This is a genomic window from Pseudomonas sp. NFR09 (genome assembly GCF_900111535.1).
Lineage (GTDB): Bacteria > Pseudomonadota > Gammaproteobacteria > Pseudomonadales > Pseudomonadaceae > Aquipseudomonas > Aquipseudomonas extremorientalis.
Map to the genome: position 1 here is coordinate 50,730 of NZ_FOIH01000001.1, position 17,308 is coordinate 68,037.

Below are 17,308 nucleotides of genomic sequence, written 5' to 3' on the forward strand. Positions count from 1 at the left end.
TCAGCGCGCCGTAAAGATCAGCACCGCACCCACCGGCACCGACAGACTGATCGACTTGAGCCCCGCCGCCTTGCGCAGTGCGGCCACACCCGGCGCCAGGTCGAAGTCCTCGGCATGCACCACCAGCGGCTCCAGGGTGACCACCTGGAAACGCCGGTCATCCAGGCGCGTGGCCAGCAGCTCGGCGCTGTAGGTCTGGGTCTTGCCGTGCAGCGTCACCGATAACGGCAGGCGCAATTCAAGCTGCGCGCCGGGGGCCAGGTCGTTGATGGGTTGCAGGTTGATTTGCGCGTTGACCAGCGCCTCGGGGAACGTCTTGATCTCGAACAGCTGATTGCGCATGCGCTCGTCGCGCAGCGGGATGCCGCTGTTGACGGACTCCAGCTCCACCTCAAGCTGCGCCGCGCCCTTGCTGTCGACCTTGCCGTGCAACACCAGGAAGCGATGCACTTCGGCGATTTCGGTGTTCTTGGTGGTGACGAACGACAGCCGCGAGGACTCGTTATCCAGGTACCAGTCGGCATGGGCAGGCACGGCAGCGGCGGCCAACAGGGCGACAGCCAGGGGTTTGATCACAGAAGCGTTGAACATTGAAGACTCGTGGGGCGAAAAACCTGGACGAACCTTAACCGGATCGCGAGGGTTACGCCAATGCGCGCTGCACTTCGCGCACCGTCTCTTCCAGGCTGGCCATGTGCAGGTTCAACACCCGCTCAACCGGCGCCTGATGCATCGGCCAATGCAGCGCCATGCTCCCAACCAAGCGACCATTGGCGCGCACTGGCAAGGCCACGGCACGAATCAGAAACGGCAGGCGCACCGGATACTCCCAATACCCCTCGGTGCGCTGGCCAAAGCCCTGATGCTGGGTTTGTTCGCAGGCCTGGTACTGCTCGTCCGCCGCCACCTGGTCGCGGCCCGCCAAACGTTGAACCTCTTCGGCCGGCAATTGGGTCAGGCAGGCCTTGCCCATCGCTGAATGAAACAGGCTGGCGTGCTGGCCGACGATCTGGCAATTGTTCGGGTAGAGCTTGCGCAACACACTGGGAATCGCGCTTTCCATGACCTCCAGGCGCTCGCCATCAAAACAGGACAAATCCACCACCAACCCGGTGCGCTCACTGAGCTCCAGCAGCCAAGGCGCTGCGCTTTCCACCACCTGGCGCTTGAAGCGTTGCTGGGTGTCGCCGAACAAACGTTGGGCACGCAGGCGGTAACGACGATCGCTCAAGCCGCGATAGACCCAACCCTGCTCCTGCAACGTCAGCAACATGCGCGACACTGTGGCCTTGGGCAGACGTGTGAGGTAATGCAACTCCTCCAGCCCCAGGGCCTGGTGCTCGCCCAGCAACTCGACGATTGCCAGTGCGCGCTCGACCGAGCGTACGGTGCCTGTCTCCATGTTCGATCTCCCTGTTGCCGATGGATGATCATTGTTCACAGCAAGATACAGGCCCGGTCGTGGCTCAACCCGTCGATTCAAGGCACGTCGGCGGTCGACGCTGCACCCATTGCGTCAGCTGTTCATGAGCATAGGCCAATTGCAACACCGCCCGATCCGCCTGGGCCGGGCCGATTATCTGCATGCCCATGGGCAGGCCCTGGGGGTTGAAGCCCACCGGGATGCTCATGCTCGGCAGCCCCGCCAGGGTCGGGCCGATTACCACTTCCATCCAGCGGTGATAGGTGTCCATCTCACGCCCGCCAACGTGGCGCGGCCAGGGTTGCTGTGCCTCGAAAGGGAACACTTGGGCAGTCGGTAACAGCAGGAAATCGTAGTGCTCGAACAGTTTGGCGAGGGCGCGATACCACGCGCTGCGGTCCACCGACGCCTGGTACACCTGCTGGGCCGTCAGATTCAGGCCGCCCTCGACTTCCCATTGCGCTTCGGGCTTGAGCCGCGCACGTTTCTGAGGGTTGGCGTAGGCCGCGCCGAGGTTGCCGTGCACCAGCCAGTGGCGATGCACCAACCAGCTGCGCCACAGCCGCGCCATGGAAAAGTCCGGCTGACAGCTTTCCACCGTGCACCCCAACGCGATGAAATCATCGAGGGCTGATTCGCACAGGCTCAGCACACCGTCGTCCATCGGCAGGTAGCCGTTGTAATCCCCCAGCCAACCCAGGCGTGCGCCCTTGAAATCACGCTGCAAGGGCTGGCTGAACACCGTCGGATCGTCCTTGGACGACAATGGCACCCGAGGGTCATAACCCGCCTGGATACCCAGCAACCGAGCTACATCCGTCACGCTGCGGCCCATCGGGCCTTCGGTGCCCAACTGTTGCACGAACACTTCAGGCATAGGCCCGTGAGGTACGCGGCCTTGTGACGGACGCAAGCCAAACACATTGTTGAACGCCGCCGGGTTGCGCAGCGAGCCCATCATGTCGCTGCCATCGGCCACCGGCAGCATGCGCAGCGCCACGGCCACGGCCGCCCCGCCGCTGCTACCGCCGGCTACCAGGCTGGGGTCGTAGGCATTGACAGTGGTGCCGAACAGCGTGTTGTAGGTCTGCGAACCCAGGCCGAACTCCGGCACGTTGCTCTTGCCGATGATGATCGCGCCACTGGCACGCACCCGAGCCACGCTGATGGCGTCTTCAGTGGGCACGTGCTCGGCGAACAAGGGCGAACCCAGCGTCGTACGCAAGCCTTTGGTAGCCGCCAGATCCTTGATCGCCTGGGGCATGCCGTGCATCCAGCCACGTGACTGGCCCTGGTCCAACTCGCGATCACGTTCCCGCGCCTCGGCCAACACGTCATCGGCATCGCGCAGCGACACCAGCGCATTCACCCTCGGATTGAAGCGCTGAATCTGCGCCAGATAGGCCTGCACCACCTCTACGCACGACACTTGTCGCGCGTGGATTGCCCGCGACAGTTCGGTGGCATCCCAATCAACAATACTCAAGGCTTCACCTCTTTGGAAAACGGCAGTGGTCGCTTGGCCCGCGGTGCCTCATGCATGCAGTAAGTGCCCAGCAGCGTCAGCACGCAAGCGAACAAGACATAGAAGGATGGCGCGACGGGCGTGCCCAGCACTTTGGTCAGCCACGTGACGATCAACGGTGCGAAACCGCCGAACACCATGACCGCCACGTTATAGGCGACCGATACACCGGTCGAGCGAACTTCGATGGGAAACTGCTCGGCCAATGCCGTCGGTGCCGGCCCGAAAAAACCACCGATGGCTGTGCACAGCAGCACCTGCATCGCCAGCAGCCGCTCGATGGACGGTGCGGCGGCGACCCACACGTACAGCGGATAAACCATGACGAAGAATGCGAGGGTGAATGCCATCAACACCGGCCGCCGCCCCAGGCGATCCGAGAGCAGCCCGGACAGTGGAATCACCACGGTCATCAGCGCCACCGCAAACATCTGCACCATCAATACTTGGTCCAGTGGCAGACCAAGGCTTTTGTGGGCGAAGGTCGGCATGTTCACCAGCACCACATAGAACGACACCGTCGCACCACAGGCCAGGCCCATGGAGACGAGGATGCTGCGTCTGTGCTCGCGCACCACCTGCACCAGGCTCGGCGCCGGGCCGCTCGCCTGTTTGCGTGCCTCGATGAACTCCTCTGGATCTTCCATGTGCCGACGAATCCACAGGCCCACCGGGCCAATCAGCAAACCGAACACGAACGGCAAGCGCCACCCCCACAGGTCGAGGGTTTGCGGCGAAAAGAAATGCGTGACCGCCGCCACCATCGCTGCGCCGCCGAACACGGCCAGGCATTGCCCCACCAATTGCCAGGAGCCATATAAGCCCTTGCGATGGGCCGGAGCGCTTTCCACCAGAAACGCCGTTGCGCTCGCGTATTCACCGCCGGTGGCAAACCCTTGAAGCATGCGCGCCACCACGATCAACAACGGCGCGCCCATGCCGATGGCGGCGTAATTGGGCGCGAACGCGATCAATGCGATGGACACGGTCATCAGCCGGATAATCAACTGCATCGCGGCCTTGCGGCCTTTGCGGTCGGAATAGATCCCCAGCAGGATGCCCCCCACCGGGCGCATGAAAAAGCCCACGCCAAAAGTGGCCAAGGCCATCAACAGCGACGCGTACTCGTCATCCGAAGGAAAAAACTGCCGGGCAATGATGCTCGCCAGAAAGCCGTAGACAATGAAGTCATACCATTCCAGCGCATTGCCGATTACGGCTGCCACCACTTGGCGGGTGCGGGACACACCTGGTTTTGCAGTCTGCATGAGGAACACTCCATTCAACCGATCGAGGGAAAGGGTCCAGCGGCAGAAAAAGAAGATCGTCAGACAGGCTTGAGCCAGCTCTCGGCCAGCGCGCCCCAATAGGCGGCACCCGTCAGCAGGATATCGTCGTTGAAGTCATAGGCGGGGTTATGCACCATCGGCCGCGACACGCCATTGCCGATGAACAGATAGCTGCCGGGGCAGCGTTGCAGCATCCAGGCGAAGTCTTCGCTGCCCATCAGCGTGCGGGTGTTGCCGTCCACCGCATCGGCGCCTAGCAAGGCGACGCCAACCTGGCGAGCGAACTCGGTTTCTTCGGCGTGATTGACCAGCACCGGATAGGCCGGGCGGTGTTCGATCTGCGCCGTGCAGCCAAAGCTGGCAGCCTGGGTGTGGATGATGGCGAGCACGCGCTCCAGCATCTGTTCGCGCACCTTGGGGTTGAGCGCGCGCAGGCTCAGACGCAACAGCGCCTCTTGGGGAATCACATTGGCTGCCTGGCCCGCTTGCAGCGCGCCCACCGTGACCACGGCCGCTTCCTGAGTGTCGATATTGCGCGCCACCACCGTCTGCAACGCCATGACCAGGCTCGCCGCCGCTACCAACGGGTCCACCGTCAGATGTGGCATGGAGCCATGGCCGCCAACGCCTTCGAGGGTCACCGTGAGCAAGTCCTGCGACGCCATCATCGGCCCGACGCGCAACCCCAGATGCCCCGCCGGCAGCCCCGGCATGTTGTGCATGCCAAACAATCCATCGCAGGGGAAGCGCTCCAGCAAACCATCGGCCAACATGGCTTCGGCACCACCCTGGCCCTCTTCGGCAGGCTGGAAAATCAGGTTCAACGTGCCGTCGAATTGCCGCGTCGCCGCCAGGTAACGCGCGGCGCCAAGCAGCATGGTGGTGTGGCCGTCATGCCCGCAGGCATGCATGCAACCTGCGTGCTGGCTGGTGTAGGCCGCGCCGGTAGTTTCGATGATGGGCAACGCATCCATGTCAGCGCGGATGCCCAGGGTGCGCGAGCTGCTGCCATTGCGCAGCACGCCCACCACGCCGGTCTTGCCGATGCCGGTGTGCACCTCATAGCCCCATTCCCTCAGGCACTGCGCCACGAGGGCCGAGGTGCGGTTCTCTTCGAAACCGAGTTCAGGATGGGCGTGAATGTCGTGGCGCACGGCGCGCAAGTCGCCGGCAACGTCGCTGAGCCAATCCAGGATGTGCTGGTGTGGGCGCATGGTGATTCTCCTCACAGGCGGGTGTTCCCGTTCTTGTTTGCTGCACATCGCCAGATAACCGCGAAGTGTGCAGGAGGACAATCAAAGGTGGTTCCACCCTGTGGAACCTCAGGGCTCCAGGCGACACCCCTGGCGGTCGCCCAGCCACCTCGCCGTGTGCGTGCGCCCCAACCCGCTCGCCGCTACCTCACTGCGCTCCGGGTTATCACTGAACGCACTGGTCGGCACGTACTGCTTCACATACCCGCGGCAATACGCCGCCGGATTGTTCTGCACATACCGGCACGAACAGTATTCCTTGGCCGTATACGCCGCGATGATGTCGGGGAAGGCTTGCAGGTTGACGCGTTCGTGCCAGCCCCACCCCAGCAAGGCGAGCAACAGCAACAGCAACAGGCTGGTAAACGGCCGACGACGAATCATGGTTGCACCGCCGCCAGCACGCGCTTGAGCAGTTCGTTATGGCGATAGCTGCCGTCGCGGTCATCGCCGTAGCGCACGATCACCAGGTGTTCATCGGGCATCACGTATAACGCCTGGCCCCAGTGGCCGAGGGCGGCGAAGGTGTTGGCGGGGGCGTCAGGCCAGGGTCTCGACGCGCCGGTATTGAGCCACCAATGCCCACCCGGGACGGCTTCATCCTGGCCGACCTTGTATTTGTCGAAGGGCTGGCGATTGAAGGCGACCCAGTCTTTGGGCAGCAGTTGTTGATCGCCCCAACGCCCGTCCCGCGCCATCAGCAGGCCGACCCGTGCCAGGTCGCGGGCGGTGAGGTAGGCGTAGGACGAGGCGACGAAGGTTTCGTCGGCGTCGGTTTCCCAGGTGGCGTTGCGAATACCCAGCGGCTTGAACAGCGCATCCCACGGGTAACTCATATAGGCCTTGTGGCCGAGCATGCCCTTGAGGGTGGCGGACAGGATATTGGTGTCGCCGCTCGAATAACGGAACACCTGGCCCGGCTCAGCCGTCGCGTCGGTGTCAGCGGCAAAGTCGGCCATGTCACCGCGACCACGGGTGTAGAGCATCGCCACCACTGACGATTTCAGCGGGGCGTATTCGTAGTCTTCCTGCCAGTCCAGGCCCGAGGCCCAGTTCAGCAGGTCGGCCATGGTCACCTTGGGGTGTTGTTTCATCGGCGGGTAAAAGCGCGCGGCGGGATCGGAGAGTTTGAAGCGGTTCTCGCCGTAGGCCACGCCGAGCACCGTGGCCATCAGGCTTTTGCTGACCGACCAGGTCAGGTGCGGGGTGCTGGCGGTGGTGGGCGCGGCGTAGCGCTCATAGAGGATCACACCATCGCGGATCACCAACAGCGCATCGGTGCGGATGCCTTTGCGGGTGGTGTCGTCACGCGGCGGGAACGCGTAGGCATTTAGGGCATCGACAGCAGGGCCTTCGAGCGGCGTGGCCTTGAGCCAGTCCTTGTCAGGCCAGGTTTCGGCATGGGTGGCAACAGTGACAAACAGCAGGGCAACATACAACAGGCCTCTGACCATGGACGCAGACTCAAGGAACGATCAAACCCGGGAGGCTAGTCAATGCCAATGACCGTTTGAAGACACCGCTCTGTTCTTGAAGGCATACGCCACGTCAATAACCTTTGTTGGTGAAGGCCCTCCCCGCTTGCCCCAACGCTCCTCTCGCCCCTTAAACACCAAAGCGGCGTGACCGTTTGATTCAAAGACGCCCATCCGACCCTGGGCCAACTGCTCAGGCGGCACAGCCTCCACCTCGTCCCAAACACCTAGCCGCCTGAATGCATATTCAAGGCGGCCGCCGCTATTCAGCACGTGCATCGCCTCGGTAAAGCTCGCCGGGCCAGACTCCTGATACCGTTTGGCGCTGACCGCGAACATGAAATTGGCATACAACACCGTCATCGGATCTTCGCCTTTAAGCTGCGCAACAGCTGCGGCCTGTTTCAATTCGTCCTTCGTCAAGAACGTCGATTCCCCGTTTCTCAGCGTGACATGGTAGCCATCGGCCGTTTCACGCACCGAGTTGAATACGTCCGTAGGACGCTTGCCAAATTGCATCATCACCGCCTTGATCGCCGCAACAGTCGAGCAATTTGCTTTGTTCCACTGACTGAAATCGCCCCAGATATTTCCGACTTTCCCTCCACCGGTGGACGCCGCAGGTTTGTAGTCAAATAGTTTCTCTCCCGAAACATTGGGCTTTTGACTCATCTTTTCGCCATAGGTACGACCATCTTTAACCCGTGTGCCGGTATGCCCTTCCAGAGGCGCAGGGACTGAAAAGGAAGTCGGCGGGAAGGCCGATGGTGTCGTGTCAGGACGCGGGGGAAACTGCGTAGCAACGGGATTTGGCATAGGTGAGCGCTCTGAAAAGCGGAGCCTGTCTGAAGCTCCTGACAGCTTGAAGGCCCAACTGCCTTCAAACCCGGCCACTGGGTGACCAATACCCCTCATTGGGTTCCCGCGGTCTTCTGCCCTGCGGCTTGCAAGGCGCTGTCATCCAAGCGTCACCATAACTTCATGGAGATGACACCGAGCCTACATAGCCTGACTTTGGACAAACAAGTCGACCGGCCGAAAGGTGGCTGGCACTCGGAGATTCGCCATGACTCAGATCGCCCGCATCAGCGACACCGGCAATGAACGCCGTCTGCAAGCCGAACGCCTGGTTGGCGCGCAGGCGTTGCAGGAAGCCCAGGCCCTGCGGTTCAACGTGTTCAGCGGCGAGTTCAACGCCAAGCTGAAAGGCGCGGAACTGGGCCTGGACATGGATGACTATGATGTTCACTGCAGCCACATCGGTGTGCGGGACTTGAACAGCGGTCGACTGGTGGCCACCACCCGTTTGCTGGACCATCAGGCGGCCAGCACCCTGGGCCGGTTCTACAGCGAAGAAGAATTCAGCCTGCATGGCCTGCTGCACCTGCAAGGCCCGATCCTGGAGATCGGCCGCACCTGCGTCGACCCCGCTTACCGCAACGGCGGCACCATCGCGGTGTTGTGGGGCGAATTGGCCGAAGTGCTCAACCAGGGCGGCTACAGCTACCTGATGGGTTGCGCGAGCATCCCGATGCACGACGGCGGCATCCAGGCCCACGCGATCATGCAGCGCCTGCGCGAACGCTACCTGTGCAACGAACACCTGCGCGCCGAACCGAAAAAACCGCTGCCGGCGCTGGACTTGCCGTCCAACGTGATCGCCGAGATGCCGCCGTTGCTCAAGGCTTACATGCGCCTGGGTGCGAAGATCTGCGGCGAGCCGTGCTGGGATGAAGATTTCCAGGTGGCCGACGTGTTCATCCTGCTCAAGCGCGATGAACTGTGCCCGCGTTACGCGCGCCACTTCAAGGCTGCAATGTGATGAGCCGCCTGCGGGTTTACGGGCGCATTGCCCGCGTGCTGGTGGTGGTGGCGCTGGGCCTGAGCATGGCCAGTGTGTTTGGGGTGTTCGAGCGCTTGGGGATCGCCAATTCGATGGTGCGGCGCCAGCGTTGGTCGCGGTTTTTCATGGCGCGCCTGACCAACGCCCTGCCCTTTCGCGTGACGGTGCACGGCGAATTGCCAACGCAGCCGATGCTATGGGTGAGCAATCACGTGTCCTGGACCGATATTCCGCTGCTCGGCGCCGTGGCGCCGATGTCATTCCTGTCCAAGGCCGAAGTGCGCACCTGGCCGGTGGCGGGCTGGTTGGCGGCCAAGGCTGGCAGCTTGTTTATCCGCCGGGGTTCGGGCGACAGCCAGTTGATCCGCAAGCAGATGACCCGCCACCTGGAGCAACAGCACCCGCTGTTGATGTTCCCGGAAGGCACCACCACCGATGGGCGCAGCCTGCGTACGTTCCACGGGCGCCTGCTGGCCAGTGCGATCGATGCGGATGTGTCGCTGCAACCCGTGGCGATCCGTTACCTGCGTGATGGGCAAGTGGACCCGCTGGCACCCTTTATTGGCGACGATGATTTGCTCTCGCACTTGATGCGCTTGTTTGCCAATGACCAGGGCGATGTGGAAATCCATGTGCTCACGCCGATTGCCTGTGCCGGGCAGGAACGTGCGGCGCTGGCGTATCAAGCGCAGCAGGCAGTGCAGAAGGCGTTGTTCGGGCCGGTGCCGGAAGCGGAACATGTGGATGCTCGACCAGCATTCGCTGCCTGAACTCAAGTGAACACCGTTCAAATGTGGGAGGGGGCTTGCCCCCGATTGGGGTGTGTCAGTCACTGCATGCTTTGACTGAACCATTGCTATCGGGGGCAAGCCCCCTCCCACATTCAGCTTTACCTTGTCAGTTGGATCTGTGCGAATGCTTGCAGCTCGGGGTAGAACCGTCGGAAATCTTCACTCAGCGGCTCGTACAACTCTCGTAACTCGTGCACGGCATGCCCCAGTTCCTCGGGTTGTGTCAGCCGCCGCGAAATCCCCCGCAACACCTGCTCCATCACTGCAAACTCTCGGTACGAACCCAGCCAATCATCCGCCGCCATATACGGCGCAATCTGCGCCAGTCGCCCCGGCAATTGCGGTTCGGCGGCAAGCACGCGGTACACCTGCGAGGTGAAGTGTTCCAGTGGCTGGTCGGCATACAGCGCCCAATCCCGCGCCAGGCAGTGGTCGAAAAACACATCGAGGACGATCCCGGCATAACGCCTGCGGGTCAGGCTGAAGCGTGACAACGCCTCCCCCACCAGAGGGTGGCTGTCGGTGAAGCGGTCGATGGAACGATGCAGCTGGATCGCCGATTCGATTTGGGGGCTGAACTGGCCCTGCAGGCGGCCTTTGACAAAGTCGCCATAGAGGCTGCCCAGCAGTTGGGCAGGAAGTTGGCCGCCCAGGTGCAGATGTGCGAGATAATTCATGGCGCGCAGTCTACCACTGCCGTCAACGTATCGTTATAACCCGATATACCGAATGAGCCTAGGCTCAGACCAAAATCATATTGGTATATCGGGATAGACCGATTTAAAGTTCGCCTCATCGCGATATAACGCTGTACGCAACCGAGCACCTGCCATGTCCATCGACCTCGACGAAATAATAAAAGCCCTGGCACACCCAGTACGACGAGACATCCTCACCTGGCTGAAAGACCCGAAAGTGCAATTCCCCGAGCAACTGCACAACCACGAATACGGCATCTGCGCCGGGCAGATCGACCAGCGCTGCGGCTTGTCCCAGTCGACGGTATCGGCCCACCTGGCCACCCTGCAACGCGCCGGGTTGATCAGCAGCCAGAAGGCCGGCCAGTGGCACTTTTTCAAACGCAACGAGGACACCATCCAGGCCTTCCTCGCGGCGCTCACCACCGAACTCAGCGCGCACGACAGCGCCGCGTTGTAACAAGGAAACGCCAATGCCCCTCTCGCTCCTCATACTGGCCCTCAGCGCCTTCGCCATCGGCACCACCGAGTTCGTCATCATGGGCTTGTTGCCCGATGTGGCGACGGACCTGGGTGTGTCGATTCCCGGCGCCGGCTGGCTGGTGACCGGTTACGCCCTGGGCGTGGCCATCGGCGCGCCCTTCATGGCATTGGCCACCGCCAAATTGCCACGCAAGGCGGCGCTGGTAGCGTTGATGGGCATCTTCATTATCGGCAACCTGCTCTGCGCCCTGGCCAGCGACTACAACGTGCTGATGTTTGCCCGTGTGGTCACCGCGCTGTGCCACGGGGCGTTCTTCGGGATTGGTTCAGTGGTGGCGGCCAACCTGGTGCCGGCCAACAAGCGTGCTTCGGCCGTGGCCCTGATGTTCACCGGCCTGACCCTGGCCAATGTGCTCGGCGTGCCGCTGGGCACCGCGCTGGGCCAGGCAGCCGGCTGGCGCTCGACCTTCTGGGCAGTGACGGTGATTGGTGTGGTGGCGTTGATCGGCCTGATCCGCTTCCTGCCGGCCAGGCGTGACGAAGAAAAACTCGACATGCGCGCCGAACTCGCCGCCCTCAAGGGCGCCGGCATCTGGCTGTCGCTGAGCATGACCGCGCTGTTTGCCGCGTCCATGTTCACCCTATTCACCTACGTCGCGCCGCTGCTCGGCGATGTCACCGGCGTGTCGCCCAAGGGCGTGACCTGGACCCTGCTGCTGATCGGCCTGGGCCTCACCGTGGGTAACATCATCGGCGGCAAGCTGGCGGACAAGCGCCTGGGGGCCACCCTGGTCGGCGTGTTCATCAGCATGGCGGTGGTCTCCACGGCACTGACCTGGACCAGCGTCGCCGTGATCCCCACCGAAATCACCCTGTTCCTGTGGGCCACCGCCTCGTTTGCCGCCGTGCCTGCGTTGCAGATCAACGTGGTGACCTTCGGCAAGGCCGCACCGAACCTGGTGTCCACCCTGAACATCGGCGCGTTCAACATCGGCAACGCCCTGGGTGCCTGGGTGGGCGGCAGTGTGATTGCCCACGGTTTCGGCCTGACCAGCGTGCCCTTGGCCGCAGCGGCCCTGGCGATCCTCGCGCTGCTGGTGACGCTGATTACTTTCCGTCAGGGCGGCGATGCCGACCTGGCCCTCGCTACCCACCGATCAACCACTTATTAGAGAAAGGTGTTATCCCATGACGACTATTTTCGATCCGATCAAACTGGGCGACCTGGAACTGTCGAACCGCATCATCATGGCGCCGCTGACCCGCTGCCGTGCCGATGAAGGTCGCGTGCCCAACGCGCTGATGGCCGAGTACTACGTGCAACGCGCTTCCGCCGGGCTGATCCTCAGCGAAGCCACTTCCGTGACGCCGATGGGCGTGGGCTACCCGGACACCCCAGGCATCTGGTCCAACGACCAGGTGCGCGGCTGGGCCAACGTGACCAAGGCCGTGCACGGCGCGGGCGGCAAGATCTTCCTGCAACTGTGGCACGTGGGCCGTATCTCCCATGAGTCGTACCTGAACGGCGAAAGCCCGGTAGCCCCGAGCGCGATCCAGCCTAAAGGCCACGTCAGCCTGGTGCGTCCACTGGCGGACTACCCGACCCCACGCGCCCTGGAAACCGCGGAAATCGCCGACATCGTCGATGCCTACCGCACCGGTGCCGAGAACGCCAAGGCCGCGGGCTTCGACGGCGTGGAAATCCACGGCGCCAACGGTTACCTGCTCGACCAGTTCCTGCAAAGCAGCACCAACAAGCGCACCGACCAGTACGGCGGCTCCCTGGAAAACCGTGCACGCCTGCTGCTGGAAGTGACCGACGCCGCCATCGAAGTCTGGGGCGCTGGCCGCGTGGGTGTGCACCTGGCACCACGCGCCGACTCCCATGACATGGGCGATGACAACCTGGCGGAAACCTTTACCTACGTTGCCAGCGAACTGGGCAAGCGTGGCATCGCGTTTATCTGCTCCCGTGAGAAAGAAGCCGGCGACAGCCTCGGTCCACAACTCAAGAAGGCTTTCGGCGGCGTGTACATCGCCAACGAACGCTTCACCAAGGACAGCGCCAACGCCTGGCTGGCCGAAGGCAAAGCCGATGCCGTGGCGTGGGGTGTGCCGTTCATTGCCAACCCGGATTTGCCAGCGCGCTTGAAGGCTGATGCGCCATTGAATGAAGCCCGCCCAGATACTTTCTATAGCAAAGGCCCAGTGGGTTACATCGACTACCCGACGCTGGCGCTCTGATGTAATCCGCTGTTTGAGAGAGTCACGGCTTCAATGCCGTGGCACTCTTACTCCACCCTGCGTGCAGCCTCGTATACACAACTCTCCAACGGCCTTGCGCCTTCTTCAGACAGGTAATATCGAACATATCCCCGCACACGCGGATCTGACTTACACGCAGCGCGCACTTCATTATTCAGACTGGCATCCGCCTCGTAATTAAATGAAGGTTCGCTGCGGATGCTGAATATAAAAAGTCGCCCTCCTGCTTCACAAAAGACAAAAAAGCCGTCACCAGCCTTGAGCGTAGCCAACATCCTGGCCATGCTGGCAATTGTGTCGTTGATGCCGATTCAAGCTCAGGCTTATGCCGAACAGGGCCGCCTGAATGACGCCGCCAGTTGGCGCAGCGATGAGTTCAAGCTGAACTGGGGACTCGGCGCGATTGGGGCGGACTATGCTTACGCCCGTGGGTTAAGTGGCAGCGGCGTGCGCTTGGGTGTTTTTGACACCGGAACCGACTTGCGCCATGGCGAGTTTTCGGGGAAAGAGCATTACGGCTTACGCCTTGCCGAGCGAGGCTGTACCAGCGAGACGGCCTCTCGCATTGGTGATGGTTGCTATTTTACCGAAGGCGATCGCGCTCAAGTCCTGTACTTGGACAGTGCTGTCAGATACGAAGACCACGGCACTCATGTGGCTGGAACGATGGTTGCCAATCGAGACGGCAACGGCACACACGGTGTGGCCTACGCAAGTGATTTGAGCGCAATACGGCTAACCATGAATCTATTCTATGTCGGGGGAGAGTTCCTGGGCGGACGTGAGGTGCAATCCGCCCAGATACACGCCGCCTATGCGCAACTACGCGAACAGAATGCAAGGGTTGTCAACCACAGCTGGAGCTCAGGTTCGCCGCTGACTGAAGCTGAACTTGATGAAGAGCTGGCTCAGGTATACAACGCTGGTAACGATCTCGGCCAGGGTTCCAGGGACTTTGGAATCCTGCAAATCTGGGCAGCGGGCAATACCAATATTGCGAACGTATCACCTGAGAACGCGCCGCTTGCCAGCACCGAGGCCAGCCTGCCGAGGATACTGCCGGAATTGGAGCGGTACTGGCTGAGTGTGGTCAATCTGCGTCAGGACCTCACTCTGGATCTCAGCTCCAATCGTTGTGGATTCAGCAAAGAGTGGTGCCTGGCTGCCCCCGGCACAGACATCACCTCCACGACAGTCAGCGGTGACATACAGACAACATTGAGCTACGGAGCAGATGGCAAACCAAACGAACTGAAAGTCACAGGAGATCGCCCAGACTTTGATTACTCAGAGGGTACCGGTACCTCGTTCGCCGCCCCGCAGGTCAGCGGCGGCCTCGCCCTGCTGATAGAGCGTTTCCCCTACCTAGACAACCCACAAATCCGTGACGTGTTGCTCACCACCGCCACCGACCTGGGCGCGCCCGGTGTCGACGACGTGTACGGCTGGGGCATGATGAACCTGAAAAAAGCCATCGATGGCCCCGGCCAGTTGCGGGTCGACACCGACGTGAATATGGACCGTTACGCTGGTGGTACAAAAGTCTGGCAAGGCGGCGCCTGGGACGATTGGCGTAACGACATCGGCGGCCCTGGCCGTCTTGGCAAGTCCGGTGTGGGCTGGTTGCGTCTGAGCGGTGAAAACAGCTTTGCCGGGGCTACTCTCACGCAGGGTATTCTGGAGCTGGACGGCGTCAATCGCTTGAGCAGTGACGTCAAGGTAGAAGGCGGCGCGCTCATCCTCAACGGCACTCTGCACAACACTGACCTTAACGTCAGCGCGGGTCTTGCCCAGATCAACGGCAGCCAAACCGGTGCCAATACGCTGGTCGGCGCAAAAGGCACGCTAATGGGTGCCGGCACGCTGGCCAGCACTCGGGTTGAAGGCACGATCATGCCAGGTAGTGATCGCCAGGCCTTGAACATCAATGGTGATTATCAACAAGTCACCGGCTCGACGCTGGTTGCCTTGTCCCACGCGAACCCAGAGCAACCGGCGCTAAGCGTGACCGGCCAGGCCCGAGTCGACGGCGGCACGCTGCGCATGGTGCGCCAGGACGGCGCCCTGCCCTTGGGCCAGCGCTATACCATCCTGTATGCCGACAACGGTGTGAACGGTGGGTTTACGTCAATTGATCACAGCACACTTTCACCCTTCCTCAGCTTCAACCAACTACTGGACGCCAACAACCTGTGGGTCGATGTCGGGCGTGGCCGCTCACTGGCGTCGGCCGCCAACACGGCAAACCAGCGTGCCGTGGCGGATGCCGCTGACCGTGAGGCGATATCCGGGCCCTTGCCTCAGCGCCTCACTGCGCTGTTTGCTGAGCAAGCGCCGCACGCCCTGGATCAACTCAGCGGCGAATTGCATGCCAGCAGCCAGGCGGTGTTGATCGACAACAGCCGTATCGTGCGCGACGCGGCCTTGGATCGGGCCCGCAGCACGCCCGGTATGCGCAGTCGCGAGCCGCAGGCGCAACGGTCGGGCGCGTGGGTACAACTGCCTCGTCAATCAGGCGCAGCCGGCGGCGACGGCAACACAGCCCGAACAGCGCACACCACGACCGGCCTGCTGGTGGGTGTGGATCACGCCTTGGAACAAGGCACGAGGATGGGCGTGGTGCTCGGCAGTGACAATACAGACGTGAAAGCGGGCTCTCGAGGCAAGGCAAGTATTGACAGCTACCAGATCGGCCTGCACGTGGGCCATGCCTGGGACGCGTTCGGGCTGTATGCCGGCACGGCCTACGGCCAGCATGCGATTCAGACCAGACGGCGGGTCAACTTCCCCGGCATCAACGAACGCCTTTCGGCCGACTACAGTGCCCGCACCCTGCAACTGTTCACAGAAGCCAACTATCGTTTCGACCAAGGTGCCTGGGACTGGCAGCCGTATGTGCAACTGGCTCAGGTGCGCCAGCGCAGTGACGGTTTCAGTGAGCGCGGTGGCGTCAGCGCACTCAAAGGCAAAGGCTCAAAAGAAACCGTCAACCTGACCACCGGTGGCATGCGGTTCAACATTGACTTGGACAAAACGCAAATCGGCCCGTCATGGCTGAGCCTGCACGGTGGCGCAGCCTACACCCTGGCCAGCGGCGACCTGCAACCCACCACCGAGGCAGCCTGGGCCGGCGGGGCAAATCTGCAAGTGGGCGGTGCGCCGCTCAATCGCCGTACCACCCACCTCGAACTGGGCGCCACCGCCAGCCTGACCCGCGACAGCTCGCTGGAGCTGCGTTTGAGCCAGGAACGGGGCGAACGCTTGCGCGATCAAAACATCACTGCGCGGTACTCATTCAATTTTTAAGCAGCACGACTGCGCTCTAGAGTCTCAGGTCACGGTCAACGTCGCAAAATGCTGAAACGAAAAAGCCCCGGCTCGCAGGAACCGGGGCTTTTTCATGGGGCCTAGGAAACACTCCTTCACAGCCCTGCAACAAAATCGCTACAAAATACTTAGGCGGCTACCTATCAACCGCCCGCCAGCCCGTATATAAAGTCACCCCACCCATCAGTCAGAAGGACGATTGACGGTCCTTGGGCTTTACTGTTGACACAACCTGATGCAATTACGCATTTTGTCTTAATTGCGCAGGCTTGGGCTCCAGCGCAGCATGTCCAGCCCGGCGTCCACCCAGCGTTCGGCTTCCTGATGCAGTTGGAAGCTGTCGGGTACCAGCAGCCACTGGCCGATCAGCCCGTTGATGTAGGCGTGGATGCACACCGCGCCACGGGTGGTGTCGAGGTTTTCCGGAAGTTGCCCGCGATGGACCGCGTTACGCAATGTCAGGCCGATGCGCAGGTTGCATTCCTGGCTGTGGGTCTGGCGCTGGCGACGCATGTCGCACATTTCATCGGTGAATTCGCACTTATGGAACAAGATCTCGTTGATGCGCCGGGTTTTCGGGTCCAGGGCCACTTGATGGAACAAATGAATCAACAACTTGCGCATACAGCCCAGCGGGTCGAGTTCATCCTCGCTTTCACTGGCCCTGGCCAACTCGTCCAGCGGCTCATGCAGCGTGTCGAGCAGCGCCTGGAGCAAATCGGATTTATTGCTGAAATGCCAGTAGATAGCGCCCCGCGTCACACCGGCCAGCGCGGCGATATCCGCCAGCGTGGTCCGCGCCACGCCACGTTCATAGAAGGCTTGCTCGGCGGCCTGGAGAATCTGGCTGCGCGTTTCCTGAGCTTCCTCTTTGGTGCGACGAACCATGGCAGTAAAACCTCAATCGGGACACGGTGGGTGGTGGTTGGCCACCGT

The 17,308-nt window shown here is 61.8% G+C and carries 16 protein-coding genes; 6 read left to right on the forward strand and 10 right to left on the reverse strand.

Going from position 1 to position 17,308, the window contains the following annotated elements:
- The 8 genes from BMX59_RS00240 to BMX59_RS00275 form a co-directional block, all read right to left on the reverse strand.
- Complete coding sequence (locus tag BMX59_RS00240) at positions 1-591, reverse strand: YceI family protein (protein ID WP_093119222.1); 591 nt, start codon at positions 589-591, stop codon at positions 1-3.
- 52 nt (positions 592-643) lie between these two features.
- On the reverse strand, positions 644-1,402 hold the full coding sequence (locus BMX59_RS00245) for an IclR family transcriptional regulator (protein WP_071496842.1): 759 nt from the start codon (positions 1,400-1,402) through the stop codon (positions 644-646).
- A gap of 64 nt (positions 1,403-1,466) precedes the next feature.
- On the reverse strand, positions 1,467-2,909 hold the full coding sequence (locus BMX59_RS00250) for an amidase (protein WP_093119224.1): 1,443 nt from the start codon (positions 2,907-2,909) through the stop codon (positions 1,467-1,469).
- Positions 2,906-4,216, reverse strand: coding sequence for a citrate-proton symporter (locus BMX59_RS00255; protein ID WP_092241310.1), 1,311 nt, complete (start codon positions 4,214-4,216; stop codon positions 2,906-2,908). Before BMX59_RS00255 ends, BMX59_RS00250 begins: the two co-directional genes overlap by 4 nt.
- 59 nt (positions 4,217-4,275) lie before the next feature.
- Entirely contained in the window at positions 4,276-5,451 is a 1,176-nt protein-coding gene (locus BMX59_RS00260; protein ID WP_092241308.1) for a M20 aminoacylase family protein, read from the reverse strand.
- A gap of 108 nt (positions 5,452-5,559) precedes the next feature.
- Positions 5,560-5,874 (reverse strand): amidase, encoded by a 315-nt coding sequence (locus BMX59_RS00265; protein WP_092241307.1) that lies wholly within the window; start codon positions 5,872-5,874, stop codon positions 5,560-5,562.
- Positions 5,871-6,944: a serine hydrolase domain-containing protein gene (locus BMX59_RS00270; protein ID WP_092241305.1), complete on the reverse strand. Its 1,074-nt coding sequence runs from the start codon at positions 6,942-6,944 to the stop codon at positions 5,871-5,873. The genes BMX59_RS00265 and BMX59_RS00270 overlap by 4 nt, the downstream gene beginning before the upstream one ends.
- A gap of 39 nt (positions 6,945-6,983) precedes the next feature.
- The gene (locus tag BMX59_RS00275) at positions 6,984-7,637 is read right to left on the reverse strand and encodes a hypothetical protein (protein WP_093119235.1); all 654 of its coding nucleotides are present in this window, start codon (positions 7,635-7,637) and stop codon (positions 6,984-6,986) included.
- A gap of 394 nt (positions 7,638-8,031) precedes the next feature.
- Between BMX59_RS00275 and olsB the strand changes: the two genes are divergently transcribed.
- Both olsB and BMX59_RS00285 read left to right on the forward strand, forming a co-directional pair.
- A complete protein-coding gene (gene olsB, locus BMX59_RS00280) occupies positions 8,032-8,787 on the forward strand; it encodes an L-ornithine N(alpha)-acyltransferase (RefSeq protein WP_003172415.1) in 756 nt (251 codons plus the stop codon).
- The gene (locus tag BMX59_RS00285; RefSeq protein WP_071488882.1) at positions 8,787-9,578 is read left to right on the forward strand and encodes a lysophospholipid acyltransferase family protein; all 792 of its coding nucleotides are present in this window, start codon (positions 8,787-8,789) and stop codon (positions 9,576-9,578) included. The genes olsB and BMX59_RS00285 overlap by 1 nt, the downstream gene beginning before the upstream one ends.
- Positions 9,579-9,697: 119 nt before the next feature.
- Here the strand turns inward: BMX59_RS00285 and BMX59_RS00290 are convergent, their stop codons facing one another.
- The gene (locus tag BMX59_RS00290) at positions 9,698-10,276 is read right to left on the reverse strand and encodes an acyl carrier protein phosphodiesterase (protein ID WP_093119237.1); all 579 of its coding nucleotides are present in this window, start codon (positions 10,274-10,276) and stop codon (positions 9,698-9,700) included.
- 154 nt (positions 10,277-10,430) lie between these two features.
- Here BMX59_RS00290 and BMX59_RS00295 point away from each other — a divergent pair, with 154 nt between their 5' ends.
- The 4 genes from BMX59_RS00295 (at position 10,431) to BMX59_RS00310 (ending at position 16,351) form a co-directional block, all read left to right on the forward strand.
- A complete protein-coding gene (locus BMX59_RS00295; RefSeq protein WP_016975101.1) occupies positions 10,431-10,757 on the forward strand; it encodes an ArsR/SmtB family transcription factor in 327 nt (108 codons plus the stop codon).
- Positions 10,758-10,770: 13 nt separating this feature from the next.
- On the forward strand, positions 10,771-11,952 hold the full coding sequence (locus BMX59_RS00300) for an MFS transporter (protein WP_093119239.1): 1,182 nt from the start codon (positions 10,771-10,773) through the stop codon (positions 11,950-11,952).
- 16 nt (positions 11,953-11,968) lie between these two features.
- Complete coding sequence (locus BMX59_RS00305) at positions 11,969-13,024, forward strand: alkene reductase (RefSeq protein WP_093119242.1); 1,056 nt, start codon at positions 11,969-11,971, stop codon at positions 13,022-13,024.
- Between the two features lie 279 nt (positions 13,025-13,303).
- The gene (locus BMX59_RS00310) at positions 13,304-16,351 is read left to right on the forward strand and encodes an autotransporter domain-containing protein (protein WP_175486649.1); all 3,048 of its coding nucleotides are present in this window, start codon (positions 13,304-13,306) and stop codon (positions 16,349-16,351) included.
- 276 nt (positions 16,352-16,627) lie between these two features.
- On the opposite strand, the gene BMX59_RS00315 is transcribed toward BMX59_RS00310, so the two are convergent.
- A complete protein-coding gene (locus tag BMX59_RS00315) occupies positions 16,628-17,260 on the reverse strand; it encodes a TetR family transcriptional regulator (RefSeq protein WP_071488878.1) in 633 nt (210 codons plus the stop codon).
- Positions 17,261-17,308 lie beyond the last annotated feature (48 nt).

Bases quoted from the DNA above. Each gene is read 5' to 3' on its own strand.
- BMX59_RS00240 (WP_093119222.1), bottom strand. From the start codon at position 591: ATGTTCAACGCTTCTGTGATCAAACCCCTGGCTGTCGCCCTGTTGGCC.
- BMX59_RS00245 (WP_071496842.1), bottom strand. From the start codon at position 1,402: ATGGAGACAGGCACCGTACGCTCGGTCGAGCGCGCACTGGCAATCGTC.
- BMX59_RS00255 (WP_092241310.1), bottom strand. From the start codon at position 4,216: ATGCAGACTGCAAAACCAGGTGTGTCCCGCACCCGCCAAGTGGTGGCA.
- BMX59_RS00260 (WP_092241308.1), bottom strand. From the start codon at position 5,451: ATGCGCCCACACCAGCACATCCTGGATTGGCTCAGCGACGTTGCCGGC.
- BMX59_RS00265 (WP_092241307.1), bottom strand. From the start codon at position 5,874: ATGATTCGTCGTCGGCCGTTTACCAGCCTGTTGCTGTTGCTGTTGCTC.
- BMX59_RS00270 (WP_092241305.1), bottom strand. From the start codon at position 6,944: ATGGTCAGAGGCCTGTTGTATGTTGCCCTGCTGTTTGTCACTGTTGCC.
- BMX59_RS00275 (WP_093119235.1), bottom strand. From the start codon at position 7,637: ATGAGTCAAAAGCCCAATGTTTCGGGAGAGAAACTATTTGACTACAAA.
- olsB (WP_003172415.1), top strand. From the start codon at position 8,032: ATGACTCAGATCGCCCGCATCAGCGACACCGGCAATGAACGCCGTCTG.
- BMX59_RS00285 (WP_071488882.1), top strand. From the start codon at position 8,787: ATGAGCCGCCTGCGGGTTTACGGGCGCATTGCCCGCGTGCTGGTGGTG.
- BMX59_RS00290 (WP_093119237.1), bottom strand. From the start codon at position 10,276: ATGAATTATCTCGCACATCTGCACCTGGGCGGCCAACTTCCTGCCCAA.
- BMX59_RS00295 (WP_016975101.1), top strand. From the start codon at position 10,431: ATGTCCATCGACCTCGACGAAATAATAAAAGCCCTGGCACACCCAGTA.
- BMX59_RS00300 (WP_093119239.1), top strand. From the start codon at position 10,771: ATGCCCCTCTCGCTCCTCATACTGGCCCTCAGCGCCTTCGCCATCGGC.
- BMX59_RS00305 (WP_093119242.1), top strand. From the start codon at position 11,969: ATGACGACTATTTTCGATCCGATCAAACTGGGCGACCTGGAACTGTCG.
- BMX59_RS00315 (WP_071488878.1), bottom strand. From the start codon at position 17,260: ATGGTTCGTCGCACCAAAGAGGAAGCTCAGGAAACGCGCAGCCAGATT.